We start from the raw sequence: 24,562 nt of genomic DNA, 5'->3' as shown, positions 1-24,562 counted from the left end.
TATCGTGAGAAGGCTCCTCCAGATTTTGGCCACTCCACACGGATTATTTGCCGTGTTGTTTCTGGTAGCCGCTGGACTATATTTCCTGTTTACTCCCTCGGCCAGTGAAATAACTATACGCGTGCCTACTGACAATCCCGATACTCTTGCTGCCCAAACGTTGGAGGAAATTCGCCTGGTAGTTGTCGATACGTTCGGGGTTGCAAGAAGATATGTAGTTGATCTAGAAGTTTCACCTGACCTAGGCGAACGGATCGAACAGATACTAATTAAACTACGCAGTGACATGCTCGCTGGTAACGGTTGGCCAAAGGAGCTTAGTGTTCCTAACGTCTACCTTCAGGACATTGATGAACAACTTGTCGCCATCATGGATTTTCGGCTAGTGAACCACGTCTCTCTGGACGTCAATAAGGAAATCAATTTATACCAAGCTATTTCCGAAACCGTTCTTAGTAACGGCGTGAATCGCATTTTAGTACTCAAAGACGGTAGGCCTGCCGAGACGTTTTTAGGGCACCTAGCGGTGCCTAACAAACCGTAATGATTTAGGCTTAAGGATAAAGCCTATTTAGCATTCGCGGGAACGGGATCGTGTCCCGCAAGTGCGATGCCCCAGTAACCCAGGCTAAGGTTCGTTCTATTCCAAGGCCGAAACCAGAATGGGGAACACTGCCATATCTACGGAGATCCAGGTACCAATCAAAAGCATCTAGCGGAAGGTTATTTTCACGGATTCTACTTTCTAGCAAATCTAAGTCGTGGATCCTTTGGGACCCGCCTATAATTTCTCCGTAACCCTCTGGCGCAATAACGTCATTAGCTTTTACCCGAGTCGCATCATTTTCGAAAGGTTCCATATAAAACGCTTTGCTACTGGTAGGCCAATCCTTAATAATTAAAGGACGATCGTAGAGTTTGCTCAAGGCTGTCTCGTGGGGAGCCCCGAGATCATCTCCCCAAGATATAGCGAAGTTTTGTTTTTTCAGAATGTTGATCGCTTCGTCATAGCTGATACGAGGGTAAGGCCCAGTAGCCGCTGTCTGAAGTGGCCCAACTTCGCGTTGGAGGATATCTAGCTCTTCGGGGCGCTCTTCGATAATCCTATTAAGGAGGTAACAAAGTAACTCTTCCTGAAGTTGCATGTTACCTTCATGTTCAAGGAACGCTACTTCCGGCTCTACCATCCAAAACTCGAGAAGATGCTTGCGTGTCTTGCTCTTCTCGGCTCGAAAAACGGGGCCGAGTGTATAAACCTTACCGTGCGCCAAAGCTCCTGCCTCAGCATAAAGCTGGCCTGATTGAGAAAGGTATAGTTCATTGTTTCCAAAAACATCTACGGCAAAAAGATCAGACGTCCCTTCAACCGCTGTCGGCATAAAAATCGGAGTATCAAAGCGAATGAACCCGCGCTCAGCGAAAAAGTCCTGAAGGCCCCGAAGAAAAGTATCTCTTATGCGAAGAGAAGCCCAAGGTCCGCGGTGGCGAACATGAAGATGGCGGGATTCGAACAAGAAATCAGGACCGTGGGGTTTGGGAGTAATAGGGTAGTTGTCGGTTCGGGATATTACCTTGAGATCTGATACGCTAATTTCTACCCCTGTCGGGGAGCGCGGATCTTTTTGGACCGTTCCTTGTAGAACCAACGAGGCTTCTCGTGTTAAATCTTTGGCAGCGTTAAACACGCTTTCTCCAACCCGATCTAATGTGACTACGGCTTGAACAAAACCTGTCCCATCCCGAAGGTTAAGGAAGGCTATTTGTCCGCTGCTACGGGCTCCGCTAATCCAACCAGAAACAGTTACAGCTTCTCCGATTCTGGTTGTAAGTTGATTGATGTTTTCCATGGACTCAGTGTACCCCCCCACGACACTCCAAAAGAAGAAGTCCGGCTTCGTTAAGACGGGTTTACATATTGTCGGAAAGCAAAACTCCGTAAACCCGCTTAATAACTAGAACCTCATCTTTTCCAAGAAGCAACAGTGTGTTTTTAGCCGTCGAACGAAACCACTAGAGACGGGGTCACTCTTCGGGTGTGTTGTTGGTAATGGAAAGGCCAAGTTGTTGTACTTGAGACCGGTCTACAAGGGAAGGGGCCCCGGTAAGCGGATCAGAACCATTTTGGTTTTTGGGGAAAGCAATAACGTCACGTAGACTAGCTACACCACTAAGAAGCATCACCAATCTATCTAGGCCCCATGCGATCCCACCATGAGGTGGAGCTCCGTACTTCAAAGCGTCTATGAAAAATCCGAATCTCTCTGATATTTCTTCGGGAGAGAACCCAAGAATTTCAAACATTCTTTGCTGTTGAGTAGCTTGATGAATGCGGAGGGAGCCACCGCCAACTTCGACCCCATTTAAGACCAAGTCGTAAGCCAAAGACCTAGCCAGTTTTGGTTGGGTCTCAAGTAAATGCACGTCATCATTATGCACCCGTGTAAACGGGTGATGCATATAGGTGAACGAACCGTCATCCTCGGGTTCCAAGAGAGGAAAATCTACCACCCAACCGAAAGCAAGCGTATTGCTATTTTGGTCAACAAGGTCGAGTAGTTCGGCCACCGATTGTCGGACTGCGCCCATAGCATTACACGCTACCTTCCAGCTCCCAGCTACCAGTAAAACCAGGCCTCCGTCTGGTAAATCGTGCGTAATGGCTTCTGCCTCGGACGGGCTCAACGCTTTGGCTAGTGACCCGCGGAAACCTTCATTTTCGGCGCGGACCCAGCCGAGTCCCGAGGCTCCGCTACTTTTCGCGATTTCTTCGAGACCTGCAATCTGCTTTCTGCTAAATTGGGCTCCTCGGAGCACGAGTCCCTTGATAACACCATTATTCTCTATTGTTTTCGCAAATCCCGCAAAAGTTGTATGTTTAAAAGCTTCTGTAAAATCAGTTAGCACCAAAGGATTCCTAAAATCCGGCTTGTCCGTTCCGTAGTCGTCCATAGCTCGTTGATAGTCGATACGCTGGAAAGGTATTTGGAGCGTTTCTCCGGTTGTTTCCCTTATTACATATTGCATAAGACGTTCATTCAGATCCAGAACGTCTTCCTGTTCTACGAACGATAGTTCAATATCCAATTGAGTAAAATCCGGTTGTCTGTCGGCCCGAAGATCTTCGTCTCTAAAACACCGCGCGATTTGGAAGTATTTTTCGAACCCAGCCATCATCAACATTTGTTTGTAGAGTTGGGGTGATTGCGGTAGAGCATAAAAACTTCCCGGTTGCTGTCGAGATGGTACGAGATAATCGCGTGCTCCTTCAGGGGTGGATTGGGTTAACAGGGGAGTCTCAACCTGAACAAATCCCTCCGCGTCCAGGAAATCCCAAATTGCTTTACTAACAGAGTGTCGAAGCCTTATGGGCCTTGAGGCTTCTGATCTGCGTAAATCCAAATATCGATGCTTTAAGCGAAGATCTTCAGATACAGCTTGGCCCTTAATGTTGGCGTCAATTACGAAGGGAGGAGTCTCTGCCTCTGATAAAGTACTAACGGAATCAGCCACCACCTCAACACCCCCGGTTGGGTGTTTTGACGAGCGTTGTTTCTCGGGCCGAAGCCGCAAAACACCGGCAATCTCCACCACATATTCATTTCGAAGAACTTCAGCAGCATCGAACGTCTTTTCTCCTGGTTCAACTACTACCTGAACCATACCGGTTGAATCGCGTATCTCGAGGAAAATAAGGCCCCCGAGATCACGCCTACTGTTCACCCAACCCAATAAGTTGACGGTAGATCCGACCTGCTCTTCGGAAAGCTCCCCACAACCATGACTACGATGCAAAACTACGACTCCTCATTCTTCCCGGCCGCGCAGCTAATTAAATATTCTTTAAGTTCGCTTTCGACAATATTAACTTGCTTCCCAGACTCTAGATCTTTAACAGTGTAAGTGCCTTGTCCTCGTTCAGCTTCTCCCCGCAAACCGACGAGCGGAGAGTGAATTCGGCTAGCTTCCCGAAGTCCTTTTGCAGGCTTCCTTACCCGGTATGCGTGGAGAACTGTAAAGCTTTCTCTTAGGGAACGAGCCGTATTAGCAACCTCGGATACTGCGAGATCATCTAACGGCACCAAATAAAGATCTGGTTTTTCTACTGGTGGCGTGTGCGAGTCTTTCCCCTTAAGTGCATCTAAGACCCTTTCCACACCAAAGGCCCAACCAATACCTGCTGTGTCAGCTCCGCCGAGATTGGCTAAAAGTCCATCGTATCGTCCCCCACCTAAAATGGTGTTTTGGGCACCAATCCCATGATGGCGAATTTCGAACGCAGTTTTCCTGTAGTAATCGAGCCCTCGGACTATCGTAGGATCGATCGTAAACGGGATGCACCAATCAGTAAGGTATTTCGTTACATCAAGGTGATGACGTTTAGACTTATCTGATAGCCCTTCAAGAGGAGGTTCAAATTGTTTTATTATCTGCTGGTCTTCCTCAATTTTACTGTCCCAAATCCTAAGGGGGTTCAAATCTAACCGGTTGCGGCTAGCTTCAGATAATTGTTCACGAAATGGCGTTAGGCTTTTGCGAAGGTAAGCATTATATTTTTCACGATCCTCAGGATCGCCGACCGAACCCAAGCTGACTGTCAGCCCCGTCAAACCACATGCCCGAAGACAGTCATAAGCAAGGCTAATGGCCTCGGCATCTACAAGTGGATCTTCGATTCCCAAAACTTCGTAATTGACTTGATGAAATTGCCGCTGTCGACCGCGTTGTACCTGCTCCCCGCGGAATACGGGCCCATGTGACCATAACTTGACCGGGGACGGTAAACTTGCCATACCGTGTTCATGAAATGCTCTTAGCACACCCCCAGTAAATTCAGGCCTGAGCGTTAACGAGCGTGACCCACGGTCCTCAAATGTGTACATTTCTTTTTGCACAACTAAATCCGAACTTTCCCCAGCTGACCTGAAGAAAATCTCACTGTGTTCGAAGATGGGTATTGAAATTTTGCCAACACCAGCGCGGCGAAAAACTGTACCTACGTCCAGCAAAAGCCTTTCCCAGTTAAATTGTTGATCTGGAAGAATATCTTTAGTCCCCTTAACGGCTTGCAGCTCCATAAGGGTCGAGTTTACCCCCAGGACCGCATTCACGCAAAACCCTACGGAACGAAACCTGGACCTCCACAACAATCTTCTTTGCGAAAAATTTCGCACCAACTACCGTTCGCTCATGTTAATTTCCAATAACGGATGTTATGGGAAATATCTTTTTCTAATGAGGAGCCTCAGGTTTACTGATGAAACAGCTCGCTATTTACGACTCAGACCGACGTCAACGACACCGAAGTTGGACCGACTTAGGAGACGACGGTCTTCGAAGACGTGCTACGGCGGCCGCCAACACACGAGATCCCGGTGAACTTTGGGGTCTAGTTGAGGCATATTTGTTCCAATCCAGTGGCAAGGGTAGCCATTTGAGTAGCCACACTCTTTCCACTTATAGACGAGGACTTCTTGATCTCCTGAACCATTGGCAGGGGGTCAACCTCTTGAGGCCTGGTTCACGCGCCGGTGGTTCGTACGTCGAGGACCTTGAACAGGTTCCCTTCCGCGTCGATAACCTAGCTGGCGAGGAGATTCCACGTTTTCGAAGCCCTGCTACTGTGAACGTCAAAATAGCTGCAGCCAGAACCCTTTACTATGCATTAGCATGGGCCGGGGCGACTACCGCCGACCCTTTTAAGGGTTTGCGAAGTCGAAAAGATCCCGTTCCTCCCTGGGAGAAGCGCCAACCTTATACCACTAAAGAAATTGACGTCTTGTTACAGGTAGCCCATGATCCCGCTGATCGAGTGGCAATTTTGCTCGGAAGTCATGCTGGGCTAAGAAGACATGAAACCGCTGGCCTCCGCTGGGAAGACATACGGTTCGATGCTCGGTTAATCCGAGTTAAGGGTAAGGGTGGCTATGTAGAGAGCGTAGGTTTGAGTAAACGACTCCTTACCGCTTTACGTAGCTTGCAATCTGTGCACGAGACCCGTAAGCGCCGAAAGGCCCGAGACGGGTTCATAATGCCATGGGGTGACAAAAGAATGGAGCAACGGTTTAAAGAACTTTGCAAGGTAGCAGGGGTTGGCTATGAGGGCAAGGGTCTCCACGGTTTACGCCACGGTGCAGGAACCCGAATGTATAGGCAAACTCGAGACCTCAATCAAGTCCAGAAGCACCTTAGGCACAAGAACATCACAACAACAACGATTTACGCCAAACTCGAGGACGAAGCTACGAGGCGGACGGTTGAAGACTGGTAAGTTAGCCTCCAATTACCAGGAGTACGTTCCAGATTAACCCGGATAGAGATTACAAATTCCCCTTGATTAACAACTTCTACCTTAGTTTTTCTGACTTTAAGTGTATAGCGGTGCAACCTTTTACCGGGCCAGAGGAGGTTGCATTCTGCTCGCGAGACTGATGCGTAAAAATAGCCGCGACGTTAGCCGTGGTTTTTAAATTCTAATCACTTATTCCAATTGTTTCTACCGAACCACTGCAGACCACCTGGTTGCCGAGCGTCTCATCTCCCTCAATCTTAAGGCAACCATCACGATCGATACCACGAGCTGCACCCGAAAACACCTCAGCCCTATTTTTCACGACAACTGTCCGGCCTGCCAGAAAGTCTAATTCGGCGAAGCGTCTGGAATAATCCCTCGTGTTTGGTAGCTCATTAATGGTCCGGCGAAAAGCTTTTCTCACTAGGTGATGTACTTCTTCTACCGACCGGAACCCATTTTCACCCAAAACTGATTTAGAAATCTGGGCTGCATTAATACCTACTCCTAGAATAAGATAGCCTCGAGATAGCTCACCGAGAATCCCACCGATTTTTAAATCACCTAAATACAGGTCGTTTGGCCATTTTACCTTTATCGGAATGTTTCTCACAGCCATAGACTCGGCAATACAAACTCCGATCGCTATAGTAATGAGACCAGCTCGCGGTTTACCTTTTTGGCACCGGAACGCTACCGACTGGTAACTGCCGCCCGTCGGGCTTTGCCATACGTTTCCATTCCTGCCGCGACCTGCTGTTTGATGACCCGCGACAACTATGACTCCATGTACGTCCTGGCCCTGCGCAATTTGCCGATGCAGTTGATCTTGGGTTGAGTCCAAAGTTTTAAAACTTTGGATAACAAATTCTTTAACAACATTGATCACCCTCTAAGCGCAACCTCCTCATCACGTCGGATGCTAAACACCCGACTGACACCTTCCTGTGTGGTAACACCCCAGATAGCATCTGCGACCTCAAATGTGGCCTTTTGGTGAGTTATCAGAACGAACTGAGTACCTTCAGCAGCTAACCGCTCGACAAATGAACAGAATCTTCTAATATTGGATTCGTCGAGAGGCGCATCAACCTCATCGAGAATCGCTACAGGCAATCCCTTGCTAGCTGAAGCATCACTCTGAGATACTAACGAAAACAAGAAAGCGAGTGCGCCCATAGTGCGCTCCCCCACCGACAACAAGTTGAGTGCTTTGGTTTGTTTTCCAGGGGGTTGTAGTACTAATTCCAAGCCAACGGGTCTTCCTTCTTCACGTTCAACACGAAGATCTGAAATAGCCCCCTTCCCGAAAAGGGTAATCACGTGCTGCTCAAAGTTTCGTCTAAGTTCTTCCAGAGTTTGATTGAGTTTGGTAGTCGTTTCGTTATCAATTCTGGCTAAGACGCTATCTAATTCGTCGATAGCGTTTATCGCCTCCTCGCGCTCTCGTTCAAGTTCGCCCAGTCGCTGAGACCGACTTTCGAATTCCGAGCGGGCCCGATGATTGACGGGACCAAATTTTTCAAGCTTGCGTTCTCCCTCTCCAAGGCGCCTACGGACTTCACGCTCCTCTAGCGTAATCGGCTTTAGCCCTTCAGGGAAACTCGCGAGGTCGTCTCGAGCTAACTCGAGAGCTGTTTCACGCCTAGCTAGAGTCAAACGAGTTGCCTCTAGCTTTGCTCCAGATTTAGCCTGCTCCGCAACGGTGTCATCCTGATTTTCCTCTATTTCTAAAACGGCAGTTGATGCTTCTTGATTACGGGCCTCCCATTGGTCGAGATTACCTGGGATAGCAGCCCTAGCCATGTCAACTGCCTTAGCGCTCGTTTCTTGGCTGAGAAGACTTTCAGCCAGGGTGGTCTCTAGACTCTTTATCTGGGAAACTATCTCGTTGTGGCGTTGTTGGTCGTTATCATACCGAGCTTTAAGTGTTTTATACGACTGCCACCTTTCGATAAAGAGGCCCTGGAGAGTATTTTGCCGCGCTAGTTCCTCCTGGGCCTGCATCAATTTTGCAACACAGGCCGCCATTTGGTCATTGGAGCGTGTAAGGCTAGACGCTCCTGACTCTAAGCTTTCGACCTCGGTTGGCTTAGCGGGTTCGTTTAGCTCTTCAAAGGCCCTTCTGTTCGCTCGTTCTAACTCCTCTATATGAGCGATCTCTCTCTTTCTTGCGCGTACTGATTCCTCATGCGCAGCCACTTCGCTTAATAGGTTACCGAGAGTATCGGTTACCGTTCTTTCCTCCTCAATCAAGTCTGCGCTATCCCCCTCGAGCTGGTCTAGTTGTTGAGTTGCTTCGACTGCACGCCTGTTAGCCTCGGCTAGTTGACCTACTAGCGCGTCCTCATCTCCCTGGTGCCCAACAGGCCCTTCGGAAGCTTCCAGATCACCACCGGAAAAAGTGCCGTCGCTACGCACCCACTCCCCTTTTAAAGTGACTAACCCCGACGCTACTACTTGTTCTGCGGATAGCCGCAGAGCCTGCTCTAGGCTAGTTACAACGAGAGTGTCTCCTATTAATTCTGTGGCAAGTTGTTCAAAACGTTTTTCTGTTTTAACGACGTTACGAAGTAATTGGCCTGGCAGGTCTTTCTTTTCGTCCGAGACTTGTTCCGAAGGTACACGGGGCCTGTGTTCAAGGGGTATAAGCGTTACTCGGCAACCACGCTGCTTTATAACTTCTAAAACCTTTAAACCAGCATCGGTGTTTTCTACGACAACTTGTTCCGCACGGTAGCCCAAACACGCGTTGAGGGCAGCCCGATACTTGGACTCTACTTCAAACAAATCAGCTACCGCCCCTATTACGCCAGGTAACCCTAAAGTGAGCGCAAGTTTAGGTCCTTCAGAATAGCCGTGTCTTTCCCGTGCCGCTTTTTTAAGCCGTGATAATTCCCTTTCCAAAGCACCCGCTTCAGTTTGGGCCTCTATCAAGACCGCCCTTAACGGCGCAATTTGGCCCTCATTATCCCGTAAGGCCGCTCGGACTAGCTCTAGACGTGCTTGTTTCGCTTTAAGGTCTAGGATCATTTTGGATTCCTCATTGGGAACAGCTCCCAATGAGGAACGTCGTCGGTGCAGTTCACCGAGTCGTTCTTCCAGGGCCTGGCGTCGGACTTCATAGGCATCCATCGCTTGTCTAAAAGCTTCCCAAGTCTCCCGCAACTCGTCGTGCTTTTTGGAGGCTGCCTCGTGTTCATCAACTGCAGATATATGGGCCTGTTCAGCGGTTTTAACAGCAGCAGAGGCGTATTCAACCTCGCTTAACAGGATTTCATTATTTCCTTCAGGTGGCGTAGGGGGTTCGATTGTTAAGCGCGAAAGTTCCGCCTCGGTTTCCGCTAAACGAATTCTTATCCCTTCAACACTCTGTTGTTCTCGCCGTAAACGTTCTTCCGCTACTCTAAGGTCTCCCCGACGGGCCTCGGTTTCCGCCATGGCTTCTCGAAAAGCGGTTTCAGATTCGACTTGGTGTTTTCGAGATTCAATCAATTGGGCACCAAGGTTCCGCAACTTTTCACGCCGATTAGCGATTTCTTCCCCGAGCATCTGTTCTTCTCCCCGGAGGCTATCTATATTGGCCTGTAACCCCTCAACGCGCTGGTAGGCTCGGGTAAATCCTAATTGCAACACTTCACGAGTCAATAATTCATGCTGTGCAGCCTCGTCAGCCTCGCTTTTTAAGGCCGTGACCTGTTCCCGCATTTCCACCATGACGTCATCGAGTCTTAATAGATGAGACCGGGCAGTATCGATTCGGCCAATGGTGATCTCCCGGCGCCTACCTAGTTGGGCTACCCCGGCGGCCTCAGAGGCGTAGGCTAGCAGCCGGTCAGGGTTGGCCATCAGTATTTCACCAACTTCCCCTTGCCCGATCACTGCCACAGCTCCTCTGCCAAGACCGGTCCCCACCAAAGCCTCTTCCACATCCATTAACCTTGCACTAGCCCCGTTAAGCTTTAACGTTCCAGTCCCATCCCGAAATAGATTTCTTTGGATTGCCAACTTTCCATTTTCAGCCTTTAATTCAAGCTCCACATCGGCGACACTTACGCTTCGCTTACCAGCAGCCCCATGAAAAATCAATTCCGTCCTTGAGTCTGCTCTATAAGTACTAGCCCGTCCACCCCCGGCCACCCAACGAAGGGCATCGATAACATTCGATTTACCGGATCCATTAGGCCCAATAATTGCAGTGACGCTAGGGGAAAAGGAGATCACGGTCCGTTCGCCAAAACTTTTAAAACCACTAATGGTGAGATTGCCCAGTTTCATGGAGCAGCCACCCAGTTAACGCCGTGAACAAGGTAAGCCATTCTTAATAATGGAGAGAGAGTACCAAAACCCTCCGTAATATTTTGTCGGGGCGATAAATTTACCATAGTTCTGGCTTTCAGTCGTCCTCTGTCTCTGATCTAGCGCTTGATGGTAGTGCATTACCAAAATCACGCATTCTGTCACGAAGTTGAACGTTAAGCCGTCCAATCCTATCCTCTAAATTTAACTGAAGATTATCAAGTTCTCGCCGTAGCTTTATTATCTCCTCTACCCCAGCAAGATTTACCCCGAGCTCTTGAGTCAATCGCCGAATTTCTTTGAGTTGTTCAATATCTCGTTGAGAATAAAGCCGAGTTTTACCTGCACTCCGACTGGGCTCTATGAGGCCCTTTCGTTCATACAGGCGTAGTGTTTGGGGGTGCATATCTACTAGTTCAGCGGCAACGCTGATTACATAAAGGGGCTTGTCTTCAGCGATCTCCACCGATGCATCTTCACCAAGGTCCTGGTGTTCTTTAACGTCGTCGTCGATCACGTGGCCTCCATTAACCTAGTTTAAAACTTTTTAAGTACTCCCTCAGACCGCGAAACACTCCCCGCCAAACATCAAACCGTATCTTCAAGAAAAGATCCCCATCAGAAATACCTTTATTTTTAAAAACAAGTGTCTGACGATCGCGAACTCCTTGCGGAATATTTATATCTAACCCGACACATTGAGTCCTTATTCCTTGGAGAGCCTCCAGTGGCGTGAGATAGAGATTGGCATGGAGGTCATTTCCTTGTCGCCTCACCCCATTTGGTATTTGTAGATGAATAGTGAACAGAGCGTCGCCTGGAGGAGTCCCTAATCCACCTAGTCCTTTCAACCTAAGTTTTGTTCCATCCCGAATTCCAGACGGGATCTTTAGGTCTACTTCCGCACACTGCAACTGTCTTCTACCCCGACATTGCCGACAGACAGCTAGCGCGTTCAATGCACTACCCCGACATTCTGGGCACACGCTTGGACCGGGCACTTGAACACGGTGAAGCCCGCCATTTCGCCCGACCGAAAGTGGAACATTAACGTCTGCATGGAGATCCTTACCTGGTAAGAGACCTGAGCTGCGCATTGCACCTGTAACAGCACTGAAGAGTGCATCGAACATCATGTTACCTGTCCGGGGAGTACCATTCGGAAAATCCGTATTAATCCGCAGGTCAGCTTCCTGAAAAATTACCCGCCAATCGTTTGCCCCAAAAGACTCTGTTTCGGGACGGGTACCGTAGCGGTCGTAATTTAGCCTAGATGTCCCGTCACGCAAAACAGCGTAGGCCGCTGAAACCTGTTTGAAGCGTTCTTCGGCCTGCTTATCTCCGGGGTTACGATCTGGATGAAATTTTAGCGCCAGGCGCCTATAAGCAGCTTTTATTTCACTTTCATTAGCGTCTGGTTCGACACCTAAAGTGTGATAGGGATTTCCTTGAAACCGCTCCACCACCCGAATTATAACAATACGGCGGTCTTTCCCTAATAATTTCGGCTTACCGAGACGAAAGGGTACAGGTAGCCCCGGCCAATATTCCGTCAATTCAATTGGGCGCCCTATTATATTAATCAAGTAATCCTCGACCAAAAGACTTTAATTAGGCATACCCTCAAGGTCTAGTTTGTTCAATTATGAATAAATAAATGCTTCCGCCGGCCTGGAGGTTTAAGCCCTGGGATACGGTGTTTGAGCTGTTATTTGGCGTTAGTTCAAATTGAGTCACTGACATTAAAGCCCTTAACTCGGCAACATGGGGTAAACTGGAACAATAAGAAGCACGCACGTGTTTCTTGAGGAGGCGGGAGTTGGCTGGCCACAGTAAATGGGCCCAAATCAAACGAAAAAAAGCTGTCAACGATAAACAGCGTGGCAAAGTTATAAGTAAGCATATTCATGCGATCCAGACAGCCGTTAGGGAAGGCGGTAGCGGAGATCCCTCTGCCAATCTTCTACTGAAAAACACGTTGGCCGCCGCTAAAACGGACGATGTTTCTAGTGATAATATAAGTAGAGCAATCGAACGTGGGCTTGGAAGTGCTGACGGTGGGCTTTTTGAAACCGCAATATACGAGGGCTACGGTCCGCACGGGGTAGCTATTCTTATCGAAGCCCTCACTGATAACCGGAACCGTACAGCTGCCGAGGTTAGGCACATTTTTAGTAAACACGGGGGAAACATGTCGGGAAGTACTGCCTGGCAGTTCGAGGCAAAGGGTGTGATCGTAATAACAAAAGCGGACGAGAAGGCACAAGAGCTTGCTATAGATCAGGGGGCAGCGGACCTCGAATTAGAGTCCGACGTGCTTACTATTTATACAGCCCCAAACGATCTAGCTTCGGTTTTGGATTCCCTAAAATCCGCTGGCTACCAACCAGAATTCAGTCAGATCACCAAGGTTCCGCAGATAGAAACCCCTTTATCTGACCGCCGTGCCGCTCAGGTTGCTTCCATGCTAGAAAGCTTTGAAGAACTTGACGACGTACAAAATGTATTTACGACAGCTAATTTCAGTAATTTAGATGTAGTTGGTTGAACGGATGATTCACCCAACACTCCCCCACTCTGAGGTTCCTAGCCTGTCCAACCCGCAGTTTCAAAAAATGATAATGCTGGCAACGGGAAAATACGGTCTGGACCATAGGCTCTTAATAGAACATATCGGACGCAATCTAGTTGATATGGTCAACACTCTGTGCCCCGAGGGGCCTGTACTTGTTGTTGCAGGTCGCGGAAACAACGGCAGTGGTGGCCTTGCGGCAGCTCGTTTATTAGCCGGCCAGGGCCGCAAGATCTGGGTAGTTCCTACTCATGAGGTTGAAAACTATTCCGGTGCCCCCCGCGAACAACTGGAGCATCTCAGGCATTACGATACAATTCGCGTGAAGAGCGGACTCCCCAAAATGAAATTTGGCTGTATCATTGACGCCGCTATCGGAACCGGATTGGAAGGGCCACCCAGAGGCAGGACGCAAGACGTAATAACGGTTTTAAACGGCTATCACGAAGAGTCCTGCGTAATATCGGTCGATGTGCCGACTGGCTTATCTATTGAGACCGGTTTACCACTAGGTGAAGCGGTGAAGGCGAATTTCACACTAAGCGCTGGGCTCCCAAAACCTAATATCGTTCCAGGTGGTCACGTAGGGCGCCTATTTCTGGGCGATATGGGGATTCCAACAGATTTGGTAAATGATCTAAATTTAACTTTGCCAGTTTTTCCAGGTTTTCTAGTCGAACTAATCTAGCTTTTGGGTAAATCTGTTACTGAATCATCTTTAGTTTGATAAACCCCCATGTACTTGCTGGGAGCCCTACCGAATTGTTTAAATGCCCTTCCGAGTAACCATTACCCGAGGCAGGTGCCCGTAGACGTAATAAACTTGTACGATGGAAGCAATGCTTAGTGATCTAGAAAAAGAAGCCCTTAGGAAGACTTGGGGTAAACATAGCCCAACTTCGTATGCCGCAGAGCGTATACAGAAGGTCAACGCTGGCACTCCTACCGACTGGGGTTTATCTAACCGCCCGCCTAACAAAGCTGTCGAACCTATTTCTTTAGCCGGAGGGATTCCAGATGTAGCGACACTTCCCCGACTCGATCTAGTTAAAGCAACAGCTCGGGGTTTAGGTTTCGATTCTGATAAGTCAACATTTGACCAAGCAATCGCCGTCTTGGATGATGCCCCCCTATCTTACGGCGGAGCTGCTGGATCAGAGGCGCTTCGTGCAGAAATAGGTCGGTTTTTCGCTCGCGACTACCAAGATACACCGGGTCCAGACCGGTTCTTACTGACCAACGGAGCGGCAGGTGGCATCGAGCTCGTTTGTTCTGCCCTGCTAGACCCCGGTGATGTAGTCATTAGTGAAATTCCCGCCTTCTCTGGTTCCCTGCGCACCTTCAAGGGTTACGGCGCTCGGGTAGTCGGGGTTCCGATGAACCGCTATGGAATGGATATAGAGGCCCTCGAAGCTACCCTGAAAAAGCTTGCCAAAGATGGTGCCCGAGTGAAATTGATATACGCCTCTCCGACTTTTCAAAATCCTACTGGTACCAATATGCCTACCGAGCAACGACTCCGCCTTATTGAATTAGCAGCATATTATGGCGTAATCATCCTAGAAGATACAGCTTATAACGAGTTCTATTTTGGGGAGAATTTGGTACCAACTCTGGGATCTTTAGCTAACGGTCATTTCGTTATCACTGTCGGTACTTTTTCAAAAGTAATCGCCCCGGGACTACGAGTAGGCTGGGTGACAACTCGCCCAGAACTATTGGGATTAATTGTCCAGGCTAGATTCGACATGGGTAACAGCCCGTTACTGCACCGAACGCTTTACGAATTAATGGTTAACGGCGACCTGAAACGTCACTTAACCTCCATGCGCTCGCTTTATAGAGAAAAAATGACTGTACTTACGAAGGCTCTCCACGAGTTTTGCAACGATTCTGTCGCCTTTGAAGATCCCGCAGGTGGTTTTTTCTTATGGGTGAAACTCGCAGACCCCCTTAAATCTAGGGAAGTGCAGCAGCGTGGCCTGGATGCAGGAGTAGTATTTCCGATTGGTTCAGGTTTTTATTTACCCGATGGCCCCGAAGAAAGAGGTCAACATGTGCGACTGGCCTATTCCCGAGCGCCAACCAAAGACCTCCAGCTCGCAGCTGAACGGTTCGCTAGTACCTTGGCCTAGCTTGCTACTATGAATAAAGGGCACTTCCTCCAACAAACTTACACGGTTTGCTCGACCGCGGCCCGGAGGTCCAACTTTTTCAACGCGCCAACTTGAAGGGATGACTATGATAACCCCTAACTCGAGCAAATTTTTTATGCAGGATCCTGCTGTCCCGATGATCCAGCTCCCGATGAAATTCAAGTCCCGCCGGACCAATACAGCAACAGCACCCCGAACAAACCCGGACCCATACCATGTTGATATTTTAGATGTCGAAGGGGCTGGCTGCATAAGGCATATTTGGTTCCTCTTCGCTGAGGGTCGCAGGTTGGAAGTTACCGTGGACGGAGCAGTTACACCGCAAATAGACGTCCCCCTAAAACCCTTTTTTGGGATTATGCATGATTGGACTCCTTACCTGACCGATAACGCGGCTTTTACCGTCATGCCCAATTATGAAACTCCTAACATGCCGGGTAACCCTGGCTATAACCTCTGGCTGCCTATCCCATTCAGCAAGTCCTGCAAAATTCGAATATACGTTGATCGGCCACCTACCAGTAAGCACTCCGGTCTCCATCAAAGCGTGTGCACGATGGTTGATTGGCATGAATATGAACCCGATACACAAATTACACCTTTTCGTCTGCACGCAGAACACCACAAATACCTACCCGCTCCACCCCGGAACAGTTCCTTCGCAATAGCCGACGTAGACGGGTCCGGATTTTTGGCTGGGATAATCTTGGGAGCCCGCCAAAGGAACTACAACGATATGGTTTACCACACCGGGGGCATGGTGATTTTAATTGACGGGGAGACTGACCCAAACTTAATCCGAGGGACCAACATGGAAGATGATTTCGGCTTTTCGTGGGGCTTTCACGTCCATCAAACCCGGTGGCATGGGTCGCCTTACCACAAATGGGGAGGCCCTCAGGACCAGGATGGCGTAGCGTATCGCTTCTTTGGTCCTGATCCGATTGCTTTCGAATCGTCACTTTCTTTTCAATGCGGTTCTCGTGACGACGACATAGAAACGATGGCCTATTACTACAAAGTCGCGGGTAGCCAAGCTAAACCCATCGCCTCTCCTTCCGTTTGGCTAGTCACGGGCTTATACGATGAAGCCTCGAATTGGGACAAATTTATCGCCCAAGAGGAAATCGATCTATTACCACTACGGGAATGGAAACATCGTTTCTCAGACAAACCAGGGTTTATCCGGGAGATACAGGCGAATCGGGGTTGGTTGGACTTCCGATTTTCTGGATTAGATGCCGAATTGGATCCTAGTGAGTTGATAGGGAAATCAATATACGCGGGGGGTTCAATCCTGAGTTCAGAAAACCGTAAGGCTGTTATCCGGATCTCTTACGACGACTGGCTTGCCGTATGGCTGAATGGTGAAAAAATCGGAACCTTAAAAGCCGAAGGCTCTCCTACTACCGTCCGCTTACCAATACGGCTGAACCAAGGGGAAAACGAATTACGAATTAAGTCGAATAATTTGGGGCACCCCTGGAATCCCTGGGTGATCAATACGGCCATAGAATACTAAAGCACGATTAGTTATCCCGGTTCAGCTCTAACCATGCTTGCATTTTGTACAATCCATTAGGAACCTTGCCTTAACCCTTGCGCGTGAATGGTTTTGCAACTTTCCGGCTTTGTAGTTGAGCCAGGTATATACAAAGGACGGGTCCTAGTGAAATGATTGAGCCCTTTCTTCCCTGGTAAATCGGACGCGAGGTTTATTTTCGGAGGTTTCACGCAGCCTTGGTTCATCACAAACCAAAATTTCGCTTTCAGACGATAATCACACCTACCCTCGCAGCTTTCTTAGCTCTCGTTATCCTGTCCGGTGGTGTATCAGTTGCTATACGCATCAGTTATACCGAATTGCCTACATTTTGGGGAGCAGCGATTCGATTCGGACCAGCCGCAATGGTCCTATGGGGGGTAGTCCTTATTCGGCGAATACCGGTTCCAATGGGTCGAGCGCTCCTTGTTTCGTTATTATTTGGCGTTTTAAGTATTGGTTTCGGCAGGTCTTTAATGTATTGGGGTCTTGAAGAAACCCCCGCCAGTCTTCATCAAATTATAGTTTCACTAACTCCACTCATGACACTTTTTTTCGCAAATTTACATGGTCGCGAAAAAATAGTTGCTCGAAACCTACTTAGCGCCCTTTTGGCCTGCGCAGGAATTACCATTGCTTTTGGAGGCATGAGCGCCGGTAATCTTTCAATGCCCCACCTATTTTCAATTCTTATAGCTGCCGCTTGCATGGCTGAAGGCGGAGTAATAATGAAGGGTTATACCCGCATTAACCCAATCGTGATAGCAGCGATAGCGACTACAGTTGGAACAATTATTATCATCGCCCTATCGTTGCTCAACAAAGAGCCTTGGCTTCTACCAAGTTCTCCACAAATGTGGTGGGTAATGGCCTATCTGACTATAGGGGCATCCGTTATCCCATTACTGCTTTATCTTTACATTTTGAAACGTTGGCCGGCATCAGCTGCTATCTACCCTATGGTATTAATGCCTTTTGTGACGGTCCTTCTCGCAACCTTGCTAACTGACGAACGTGTTACCTGGGTATTTATTTTGGGAGGTTTATTGGTTCTTATCGCCGTATGGTTTGGCGCCATTATGGTACAGCCAACTCATATGAGCCGAAAGCCCACGCAAACCAACCACTAACCAACTAAACAGGAACCTTCGCTCAACTAAACCTGGCGTAAAATGGCTCAGTTGGATTGGGTGTGCTCCGCTACACCAAAGCTCATTTCCTTGATTTTTTACGGACTTTGTGATTTGTCTCGGGAAACAAACGAGGGATAGGAGGACGCACCCTTTTTTAAAGGGACCTGTTCAGGCAAACATTTTGTGACAAAACAAAAACCACCTCAGGTTCAAACGTTCTTTAGTCCAGTAATAGGGGCATTCATTCTACTTGTGCTTCTTTCTGGCGGGGCTTCCATTGCCATAAAGTTTAGCTATGATGAGTTGCCAACGTTTTGGGGAGCAGCCTTAAGATTTGGGTCCACTACTGCTATCCTTTGGCTCTTAGTTGCAATACGCTCGACCTCACTTCCGCGGGGAAAAGCACTTCTAGTTTCAACTTTACATGGCGCCCTTGGAATTGGTTTCGCCTTTCCTATAATGTATTGGGGTTTAGAGCGAACGCCCGCTAGCCTGCACCAAATTATTTTTTCCTTAGCCCCTCTATTAACCTTATTTTTTGCAGTTTTGCATCGTTTAGAAACCCTACATCTCCGGAACCTCATTGGGGCAATTATTGCCGTCACTGGGATAGCAATTATTTTTAGCGCCACCGTTAGTGGTGACTTATCGATTATTCGACTTCTTGGTCTTGTATTAGCAGCAGCCCTAATGGCCGAAAGCAGCGTCTTAATAAAGCCCTTCGCGAACCTGGATCCCATAGCGGTCATCACTGTGTCTTGTACCGTAGGTACAGCGATAATCGTAACCATTTCAGCAATAGTAAGAGAACCCTGGATTCTCCCATCTACCGCGGGTACCTGGTGGCTTCTTACGTACCTATCGATCGGCACCACTTTGATAACTTTCGTCCTTTATTTATACGTCCTGAAACGTTGGACAGCATCCGCAACCGCCTACATGTTTGTTCTGATTCCTTTGGTCACTGTAATCCTAGCTACTTCATTCGCGGGCGAACGCATCACCTGGCTGTTTATTATCGGCGCTTCTGTGGTCCTCGTTGGAGTTTGGTTGGGCGCCTTACTTCCCACAAAACCCAAAACAAGCCTTTGATTCAAAATCCTTCGCCAGGCAAGTGGACCGTTAAACCCTTAGATACTTCTTAAATTCGAATACTTAACTTAGTTACCAGCCGCTTCCAAAAAAAATGGGGACGTTAACTGCAAAAATGTTCTTGTAAAACTTTGGTAGGCGCGGGCAGGATTGAACTGCCGACCTCTACAGTGTCAGTGTAGCGCTCTCCCACTGAGCTACGCGCCTTTGCACAGGCTATGGAGGCGCCGACCGGAATCGAACCGGTGATGGAGGTTTTGCAGACCTCTGCCTTACCGCTTGGCTACGGCGCCACAAGACCTCGAAGCTATCACAGGCCTGTAAACGTGTCAACGGAACCTCTAGGCTTCTTCTTCCTAAACGGCCGTTTAGGAAATAAGCTCCTGAGACCAGGATGCGGCCAATCAAGCTCTCATGCCATTGGGCCTTTTTCCAGCGGAGACCGCACTCGGTTCTAGGCAGGACCAAATGTTTAGCTTCCGCATTTCTGTATTTCCACCTCCGTACGACACTCCAATATTTAGTTTAAGGCAAACAACTTGTTCCTCGAGGCATACTCCCGATTTTAGGCTCAAGGTTAACTTAAGGGCGTTTTTCCCTCGGGTAACCCTAATCGGCCTTTGAGCCCAGCATAAAACCGAACCGATAATATTAATTCGGGTTACCGGTTAAACTTGGGGTATGAGTACCACCCCGGGTTTTGCTCACCTGCATCAGCACACCGCTTATAGTCTTCTTGACGGAGCTGCCCGGATCAAAGATCTCGTAAATTGGGTTAAGGAAGTTTCGCCGGACCAACCTGCTCTAGCAATGACTGATCACGGAAACATGCATGGCGCAGTGGAATTCTATAAAACAGCTGTTTCAGAAGGAGTGAAGCCAGTTCTCGGGCTCGAAGCCTATATTGCAGCTGGCTCTAGGTTCGAAAAAAAACGGCCCAGCAACGAAATTGACGGCGGCCATTTTCATCTCACCTTACTAGCTAAAAACTTTGAGGGATATCAAAATCTTTGTCGGCTGTCGAGTAGAGCATATCTCGAGGGCTTTTACATGAAACCGCGAATCGATCATGAGCTTCTCGAAGAACATGGGAGCGGGATAATTGCTCTATCTGGATGTCTTGGGGCTCAACTTCCCAGAACATTGTTAGATATTGGCCTCGATGAAGGCGAGAGGCTTTTAGAACAATACCTCGCTGTATTCGGTGAAGATTTTTTTATAGAACTTCAGGATCACGGGCTTCCAGAGCAGCGGGAACTCAACCCTATCCTTAAGGACCTAGCAAATCGTCACGGTCTTGGGATGGTAGCGACTAACGATGGACACTACGTCCGGAAAGAAGATGCAAAAGCGCACGAGGCTTTGCTGGCAATCCAAACGAAAACAACTCTTTCAGATCCCGATCGATTCCGGTTTCCTTGTGAGGAATTTTTTGTCAAGACTCCAGAAGAGATGGCCAAGGCCGTCCCCGAAGCAGACTATCCTAGTGCCCTTAGCAACACCCTAGAAGTAGTAGCCCGGTGCAATGTAGATCTACCAATAGGTAGCCGCCGGGTTTATCAAATGCCCGAGGTTAACCTTCCCGAAGGCCGAACATTAGCTGAAGAATTACGCATCACCACATACCTAGGCCTCATGCAACGCTATCCCGACGTCCTCACCCCATCGGTGTTTGAATCGTATTTGCGGACAGGCGGCATTGAACCAACGGAGGAATTGGATCAAAACCTATTGGAATTAGCCAGGCTCGGTGAAGATGGCCGGCTAGCTAATGTTGAAGGCAAAACATATGATCAATATCAATACCCTCACCTCGAGAAATTTGAAGCCAAACAGGCCAATCCAGGTGCCTTTGCGAANTTAGCCCGAGCTGAATATGAGCTTGGAGTAATCATTGCCATGGGCTTTCCAGACTATTTTTTGATCGTCGCGGACTTCATTAACTGGGCAAAGGACAACCGAATTGCTGTAGGTCNAGGTCGTGGTTCTGGTGCTGGTTCAATTGTGGCCTATGCCCTCCGTATCACTGACATCGATCCACTCGAATACGATTTGCTTTTCGAACGGTTTTTGAATCCTGACCGGATTTCTCTCCCCGATTTCGACATCGATTTTAGTGATACGCGCCGAGGGGAAGTAATCGATTACGTAAGACAAAAATACGGCGAAGATAAAGTTGCCCATATCGCAACTTTTGGAACAATGGCCTCGAAGGCGGCTATAAGAGATGCAGCTCGTGTTCTGGAAGCTCCTTATTCTGATGCCGACAGGGTTTCTAAACTGGTACCTGTAGTTTTTGGAAGATCAGTCCCTATCCGTCAGGCTTTGGATGAAGTGACCGAACTAAAGAATCTGTACGATACCGGAGCAAATCAATATATGGATGTAGCGATCTCTTTGGAGGGGCTTACGAGACACGCATCGGTACATGCAGCTGGTGTGATTATTGCCAAAGAACCGATCCAAGAGTTAGCCCCAGTNTTTCGCGCCGGAGATGGCCCTTTAGTATGCCAGTACGACATGGGCTCGGTAGAAGAACTGGGGTTCATAAAAATGGATTTCCTCGGTTTGCGTACGTTATCTTTCATCGAGGCCACAGTCAAAATAGTCGAAGAAACGACCGGAAATATTATTGACCCGGATAAATTCCCGATGGACGATGTCGATACTTTCGAATTGCTCTCAAGGGGCGACGCCGTTGGGGTCTTCCAGTTTGAATCCCCAGGAATGATAGACACACTACGAAAGCTCAGGCCCCGTAGGATACAAGATCTCATCGCGGTTTCGGCGCTGTATAGACCAGGGCCTATGGAGAACATTCCCACCTACATCCGGCGTCATCACGGCGAAGAAGAAGTAGCTTACCTCGATTTTCCAGAGTCGAAAAATCTCCTGGCACCCATATTAGAAGAAACTTACGGAATACCCGTTTATCAGGAACAGATAATGCAGATCGCTCAAGCTGTCGCTGGTTATACCTTAGGCCAAGCCGATATTTTAAGACGGGCTATGGGAAAAAAGAAAGTATCGGAAATGGAAGAGCAACGTGATGTTTTTCGGAGAGGCGCCGAATCTCATGGCCTACCTATAACTGAAGCCGATAGGATTTTTGATTTACTCGAAAAATTCGCTAATTATGGGTTTAATAAGAGTCATAGCGCGGCGTACGGCTTGTTGTCCTACCAGACGGCTTATCTAAAAGCCCACTATCCCCTAGAATTCGCTGCTGCACTTCTGACCGTAGAGCGAGCTAACTCCGAAAAGATTGCTCAATACGTGAATGATGCCAAGCACCTTAACGTGGAGGTACTACCCCCCGACCTAAACATTTCTGGTGCAGATTTCACTCCAGTTGATGGTTTAATCAGATTTGGACTATATGGAATTAAGAATGTTGGGGATCTAGCAGTTGACCATATTTTAAGTGAAAGAGCTACCGGTGGATCTTTTAAGGATCTCTATGATTTTTGCAGTCGGACAGACAGCAGCATCGTTAATAAACGAGCTCTAGAATATCTCGTGAAATCAGGAGCCTTTGATAACATCGGTAAGCGTGATGAATTATTGGCCAATCTAGAACCTGCACTAAGGTGGGGAACTGAGCAAAGAGCTCAAGCTAACCAAGGTCAGTTTGCTCTCTTTGAGATCGAGGACTTCAAACCGCCCGAAGTGGTTCCTGGTGATAACCTGACTCTTCTCGACCTACTCAGAATGGAGAAGGAATCGCTAGGACTGTACATAAGCGCACATCCAATGGGTAGCTATGTTGGACTTAGTGAGGCTGCTACCTGTTCAGTTGCCGAATTAGAACAACAATCTTCTGGCGATAACACTCAAGGACGTTCGCGACTGGTTTTATCAGGGCTACTCCAAAATGTGACAAGGCGGACTACCAGGAAAGGAACCTTGATGGCTCGCTTCGACATTGCTGATCAATCTGGTTCTCACGAGATAGTAGCCTTCAGTCGGACCTTAGAGGAATACGATGAGCTTCTCGAGGAAGATGCGCCTGCCGTCCTTGTAGTAGATGTGAGTTCAGATGGAGACGGCTTAAGAATCGTGTTGGACCGGCTTTATCGGTGGGATAACCAAAAGGAATTTCCCCAGTTGGCCCTGATTTCCTTTGATTCAAGTGAACTGCAGGAGACTCAATTACGCACTTTGCGTACGGAACTAGAAAACAATTCTGGTAGCATTCCTATAACGTTTCGAGTAACTACTGAATTCGGCACATTCGACTATTCTTTAGAAGGCCTTGGGGTCAACCCCCGGAAACTCAGTTCGATTGTTGCAACCCTTCCTTCTATCCGGACCGTCATAACTGCAGATCGGGAACGTTTAATTAAGGCCCGGCGGGGTCATCGCCCCAAAAAACGAAAAAAAGTGGGTGCTATCAACGGATGACACGCATTTTTGCAATCGTACTTTTCACAATGTTTCTTATTTTTAGTGGCTTTTGGGTAGCTGGGAGGCAGGGTAATGTTGTTGCAGTTAATGGGCCGAAGGAGAATGCCGCCGAAGAAATCGAACATTCGGACAATTTTTCGGTTTTACCGCCCTTCAGCGAAAAACGAATAACGGGATTCACTAAGCCCGAACAGGTAATAAAAGATGGTAAGGACTATCGTGCGTTAATAACGACTAATCGGGGAACAATCCTCATAGATTTATTCCAAGATAAGGCCCCGATCACCGTAAATAATTTTGTCTTCTTGGCCCTCAATAGATACTACGACGGAGTCATTTTTCATAGAGTACTGGAGGACTTCATGGCCCAGACAGGAGACCCAACTGGCACTGGAACCGGCGGGCCGGGTTACACGTTCTCCGACGAGTTTCACCCAGANCTCACACACAAAGGCCCCGGAATACTCTCTATGGCCAACGCTGGCCCAAATACAAATGGAAGCCAATTCTTCATTACCTTCACTGCAACACCCTGGTTAGATAATCGNCACGCCGTATTCGGAACGGTGATTGAAGGAGAAGATACTCTCACCAACCTAACCCGCATCGACCCCAACTCCCCCACTATTATGGCACCAATCACCGATTCGCTAACTTCCCTCAGGGCCCTCGGTGTTGAATTAGATGGGAATGGTGATTCCTCGATAGAAACCGTTTTGAGAGATCGACTTGGTGAACTACCGTCCTTCGGTTCGAAATTCACCATACAAGATTTCACTGGAATACTAGGTACAATTGAAGGGAAACCAGCTGTTGGATTCTTCCCAATGCCAGACCGAATTATCCAAATGTCTGTACTGTATCGAAACTGATCCTAAGGGAGCACATTAAAATGAGTAACTCAAATTATAGTTCAGTACAACCCCTCACAGAGGACCCAATTCGCTCGTTTGCCGAGCCACAGGAAATCCTTTCCGATGGTAGCGACTATCGTGCGTTAATAACGACTAATCGGGGAACAATCCTCATAGATTTATTCCAAGATAAGGCCCCGATCACCGTAAATAATTT

General features: G+C 48.2%; 18 protein-coding genes and 2 tRNA genes. 11 read left to right on the top strand and 9 right to left on the bottom strand.

Annotated features, from left to right (window positions below; all coding sequences use genetic code 11):
* The first annotated feature begins 4 nt into the window (after positions 1-4).
* The gene (locus CMO31_05410; GenBank protein ID MAZ53436.1) at positions 5-544 is read left to right on the top strand and encodes a hypothetical protein; all 540 of its coding nucleotides are present in this window, start codon (positions 5-7) and stop codon (positions 542-544) included.
* A gap of 10 nt (positions 545-554) precedes the next feature.
* On the opposite strand, the gene CMO31_05405 is transcribed toward CMO31_05410, so the two are convergent.
* The 3 genes from CMO31_05405 to CMO31_05395 form a co-directional block, all read right to left on the bottom strand.
* Positions 555-1,847, bottom strand: a complete 1,293-nt coding sequence (locus CMO31_05405; GenBank protein ID MAZ53435.1) for an asparagine--tRNA ligase — start codon at positions 1,845-1,847, stop codon at positions 555-557.
* Positions 1,848-2,022: 175 nt separating this feature from the next.
* Positions 2,023-3,792 carry an aspartate--tRNA ligase gene (locus CMO31_05400; protein ID MAZ53434.1) on the bottom strand — a complete coding sequence of 590 codons (1,770 nt, stop codon included), beginning with the start codon at positions 3,790-3,792 and terminating at the stop codon, positions 2,023-2,025.
* Positions 3,793-3,794: 2 nt separating this feature from the next.
* Positions 3,795-5,075 (bottom strand): histidine--tRNA ligase, encoded by a 1,281-nt coding sequence (locus CMO31_05395; GenBank protein MAZ53433.1) that lies wholly within the window; start codon positions 5,073-5,075, stop codon positions 3,795-3,797.
* Between the two features lie 179 nt (positions 5,076-5,254).
* Between CMO31_05395 and CMO31_05390 the strand changes: the two genes are divergently transcribed.
* Positions 5,255-6,268: a recombinase XerC gene (locus tag CMO31_05390; GenBank protein MAZ53432.1), complete on the top strand. Its 1,014-nt coding sequence runs from the start codon at positions 5,255-5,257 to the stop codon at positions 6,266-6,268.
* A 202-nt stretch (positions 6,269-6,470) separates the two neighbouring features.
* Here CMO31_05390 and CMO31_05385 read toward each other — a convergent pair whose 3' ends face one another.
* From CMO31_05385 to CMO31_05370, 4 genes are all read right to left on the bottom strand, one after another.
* A complete protein-coding gene (locus CMO31_05385; protein MAZ53431.1) occupies positions 6,471-7,178 on the bottom strand; it encodes a biotin--[acetyl-CoA-carboxylase] ligase in 708 nt (235 codons plus the stop codon).
* The gene (gene smc, locus CMO31_05380) at positions 7,175-10,567 is read right to left on the bottom strand and encodes a chromosome segregation protein SMC (protein MAZ53430.1); all 3,393 of its coding nucleotides are present in this window, start codon (positions 10,565-10,567) and stop codon (positions 7,175-7,177) included. The genes CMO31_05385 and smc overlap by 4 nt, the downstream gene beginning before the upstream one ends.
* A gap of 118 nt (positions 10,568-10,685) precedes the next feature.
* Complete coding sequence (locus CMO31_05375; protein ID MAZ53429.1) at positions 10,686-10,994, bottom strand: hypothetical protein; 309 nt, start codon at positions 10,992-10,994, stop codon at positions 10,686-10,688.
* A gap of 121 nt (positions 10,995-11,115) precedes the next feature.
* Positions 11,116-12,189: a hypothetical protein gene (locus tag CMO31_05370; protein MAZ53428.1), complete on the bottom strand. Its 1,074-nt coding sequence runs from the start codon at positions 12,187-12,189 to the stop codon at positions 11,116-11,118.
* 218 nt (positions 12,190-12,407) lie between these two features.
* Here CMO31_05370 and CMO31_05365 point away from each other — a divergent pair, with 218 nt between their 5' ends.
* The 6 genes from CMO31_05365 (at position 12,408) to CMO31_05340 (ending at position 19,084) form a co-directional block, all read left to right on the top strand.
* Positions 12,408-13,136, top strand: a complete 729-nt coding sequence (locus tag CMO31_05365) for a YebC/PmpR family DNA-binding transcriptional regulator (protein MAZ53427.1) — start codon at positions 12,408-12,410, stop codon at positions 13,134-13,136.
* Positions 13,137-13,140: 4 nt separating this feature from the next.
* Complete coding sequence (locus CMO31_05360) at positions 13,141-13,848, top strand: NAD(P)H-hydrate epimerase (GenBank protein MAZ53426.1); 708 nt, start codon at positions 13,141-13,143, stop codon at positions 13,846-13,848.
* Between the two features lie 142 nt (positions 13,849-13,990).
* Positions 13,991-15,295: a hypothetical protein gene (locus CMO31_05355; protein MAZ53425.1), complete on the top strand. Its 1,305-nt coding sequence runs from the start codon at positions 13,991-13,993 to the stop codon at positions 15,293-15,295.
* Between the two features lie 100 nt (positions 15,296-15,395).
* The gene (locus tag CMO31_05350) at positions 15,396-16,838 is read left to right on the top strand and encodes a hypothetical protein (protein MAZ53424.1); all 1,443 of its coding nucleotides are present in this window, start codon (positions 15,396-15,398) and stop codon (positions 16,836-16,838) included.
* Between the two features lie 218 nt (positions 16,839-17,056).
* Positions 17,057-17,989 carry a hypothetical protein gene (locus CMO31_05345; GenBank protein ID MAZ53423.1) on the top strand — a complete coding sequence of 311 codons (933 nt, stop codon included), beginning with the start codon at positions 17,057-17,059 and terminating at the stop codon, positions 17,987-17,989.
* Between the two features lie 186 nt (positions 17,990-18,175).
* Positions 18,176-19,084: a hypothetical protein gene (locus CMO31_05340; protein MAZ53422.1), complete on the top strand. Its 909-nt coding sequence runs from the start codon at positions 18,176-18,178 to the stop codon at positions 19,082-19,084.
* Between the two features lie 132 nt (positions 19,085-19,216).
* On the opposite strand, the gene CMO31_05335 is transcribed toward CMO31_05340, so the two are convergent.
* Both CMO31_05335 and CMO31_05330 read right to left on the bottom strand, forming a co-directional pair.
* Positions 19,217-19,291: transfer RNA gene (locus CMO31_05335), tRNA-Val, on the bottom strand.
* A 12-nt stretch (positions 19,292-19,303) separates the two neighbouring features.
* Positions 19,304-19,377, bottom strand: a tRNA-Cys gene (locus CMO31_05330).
* A 388-nt stretch (positions 19,378-19,765) separates the two neighbouring features.
* On the opposite strand from CMO31_05330, the gene CMO31_05325 reads away from it, so the two are divergent.
* The 3 genes from CMO31_05325 to CMO31_05315 all read left to right on the top strand — a co-directional run.
* Positions 19,766-23,488: a DNA polymerase III subunit alpha gene (locus CMO31_05325; protein MAZ53421.1), complete on the top strand. Its 3,723-nt coding sequence runs from the start codon at positions 19,766-19,768 to the stop codon at positions 23,486-23,488.
* A 29-nt stretch (positions 23,489-23,517) separates the two neighbouring features.
* Positions 23,518-24,363, top strand: a complete 846-nt coding sequence (locus CMO31_05320) for a hypothetical protein (protein MAZ53420.1) — start codon at positions 23,518-23,520, stop codon at positions 24,361-24,363.
* Between the two features lie 20 nt (positions 24,364-24,383).
* The coding region (locus CMO31_05315; protein MAZ53419.1) for a peptidylprolyl isomerase at positions 24,384-24,562 on the top strand (179 nt) is incomplete at its 3' end.

The sequence above is a fragment of the Trueperaceae bacterium genome (genome assembly GCA_002707365.1).
Classification (GTDB): Bacteria; Deinococcota; Deinococci; order Deinococcales; family Trueperaceae; genus UBA6957.
Note: the sequence above shows the minus strand (reverse complement) of the source record. Positions and strands in the feature narration are given on the sequence as shown.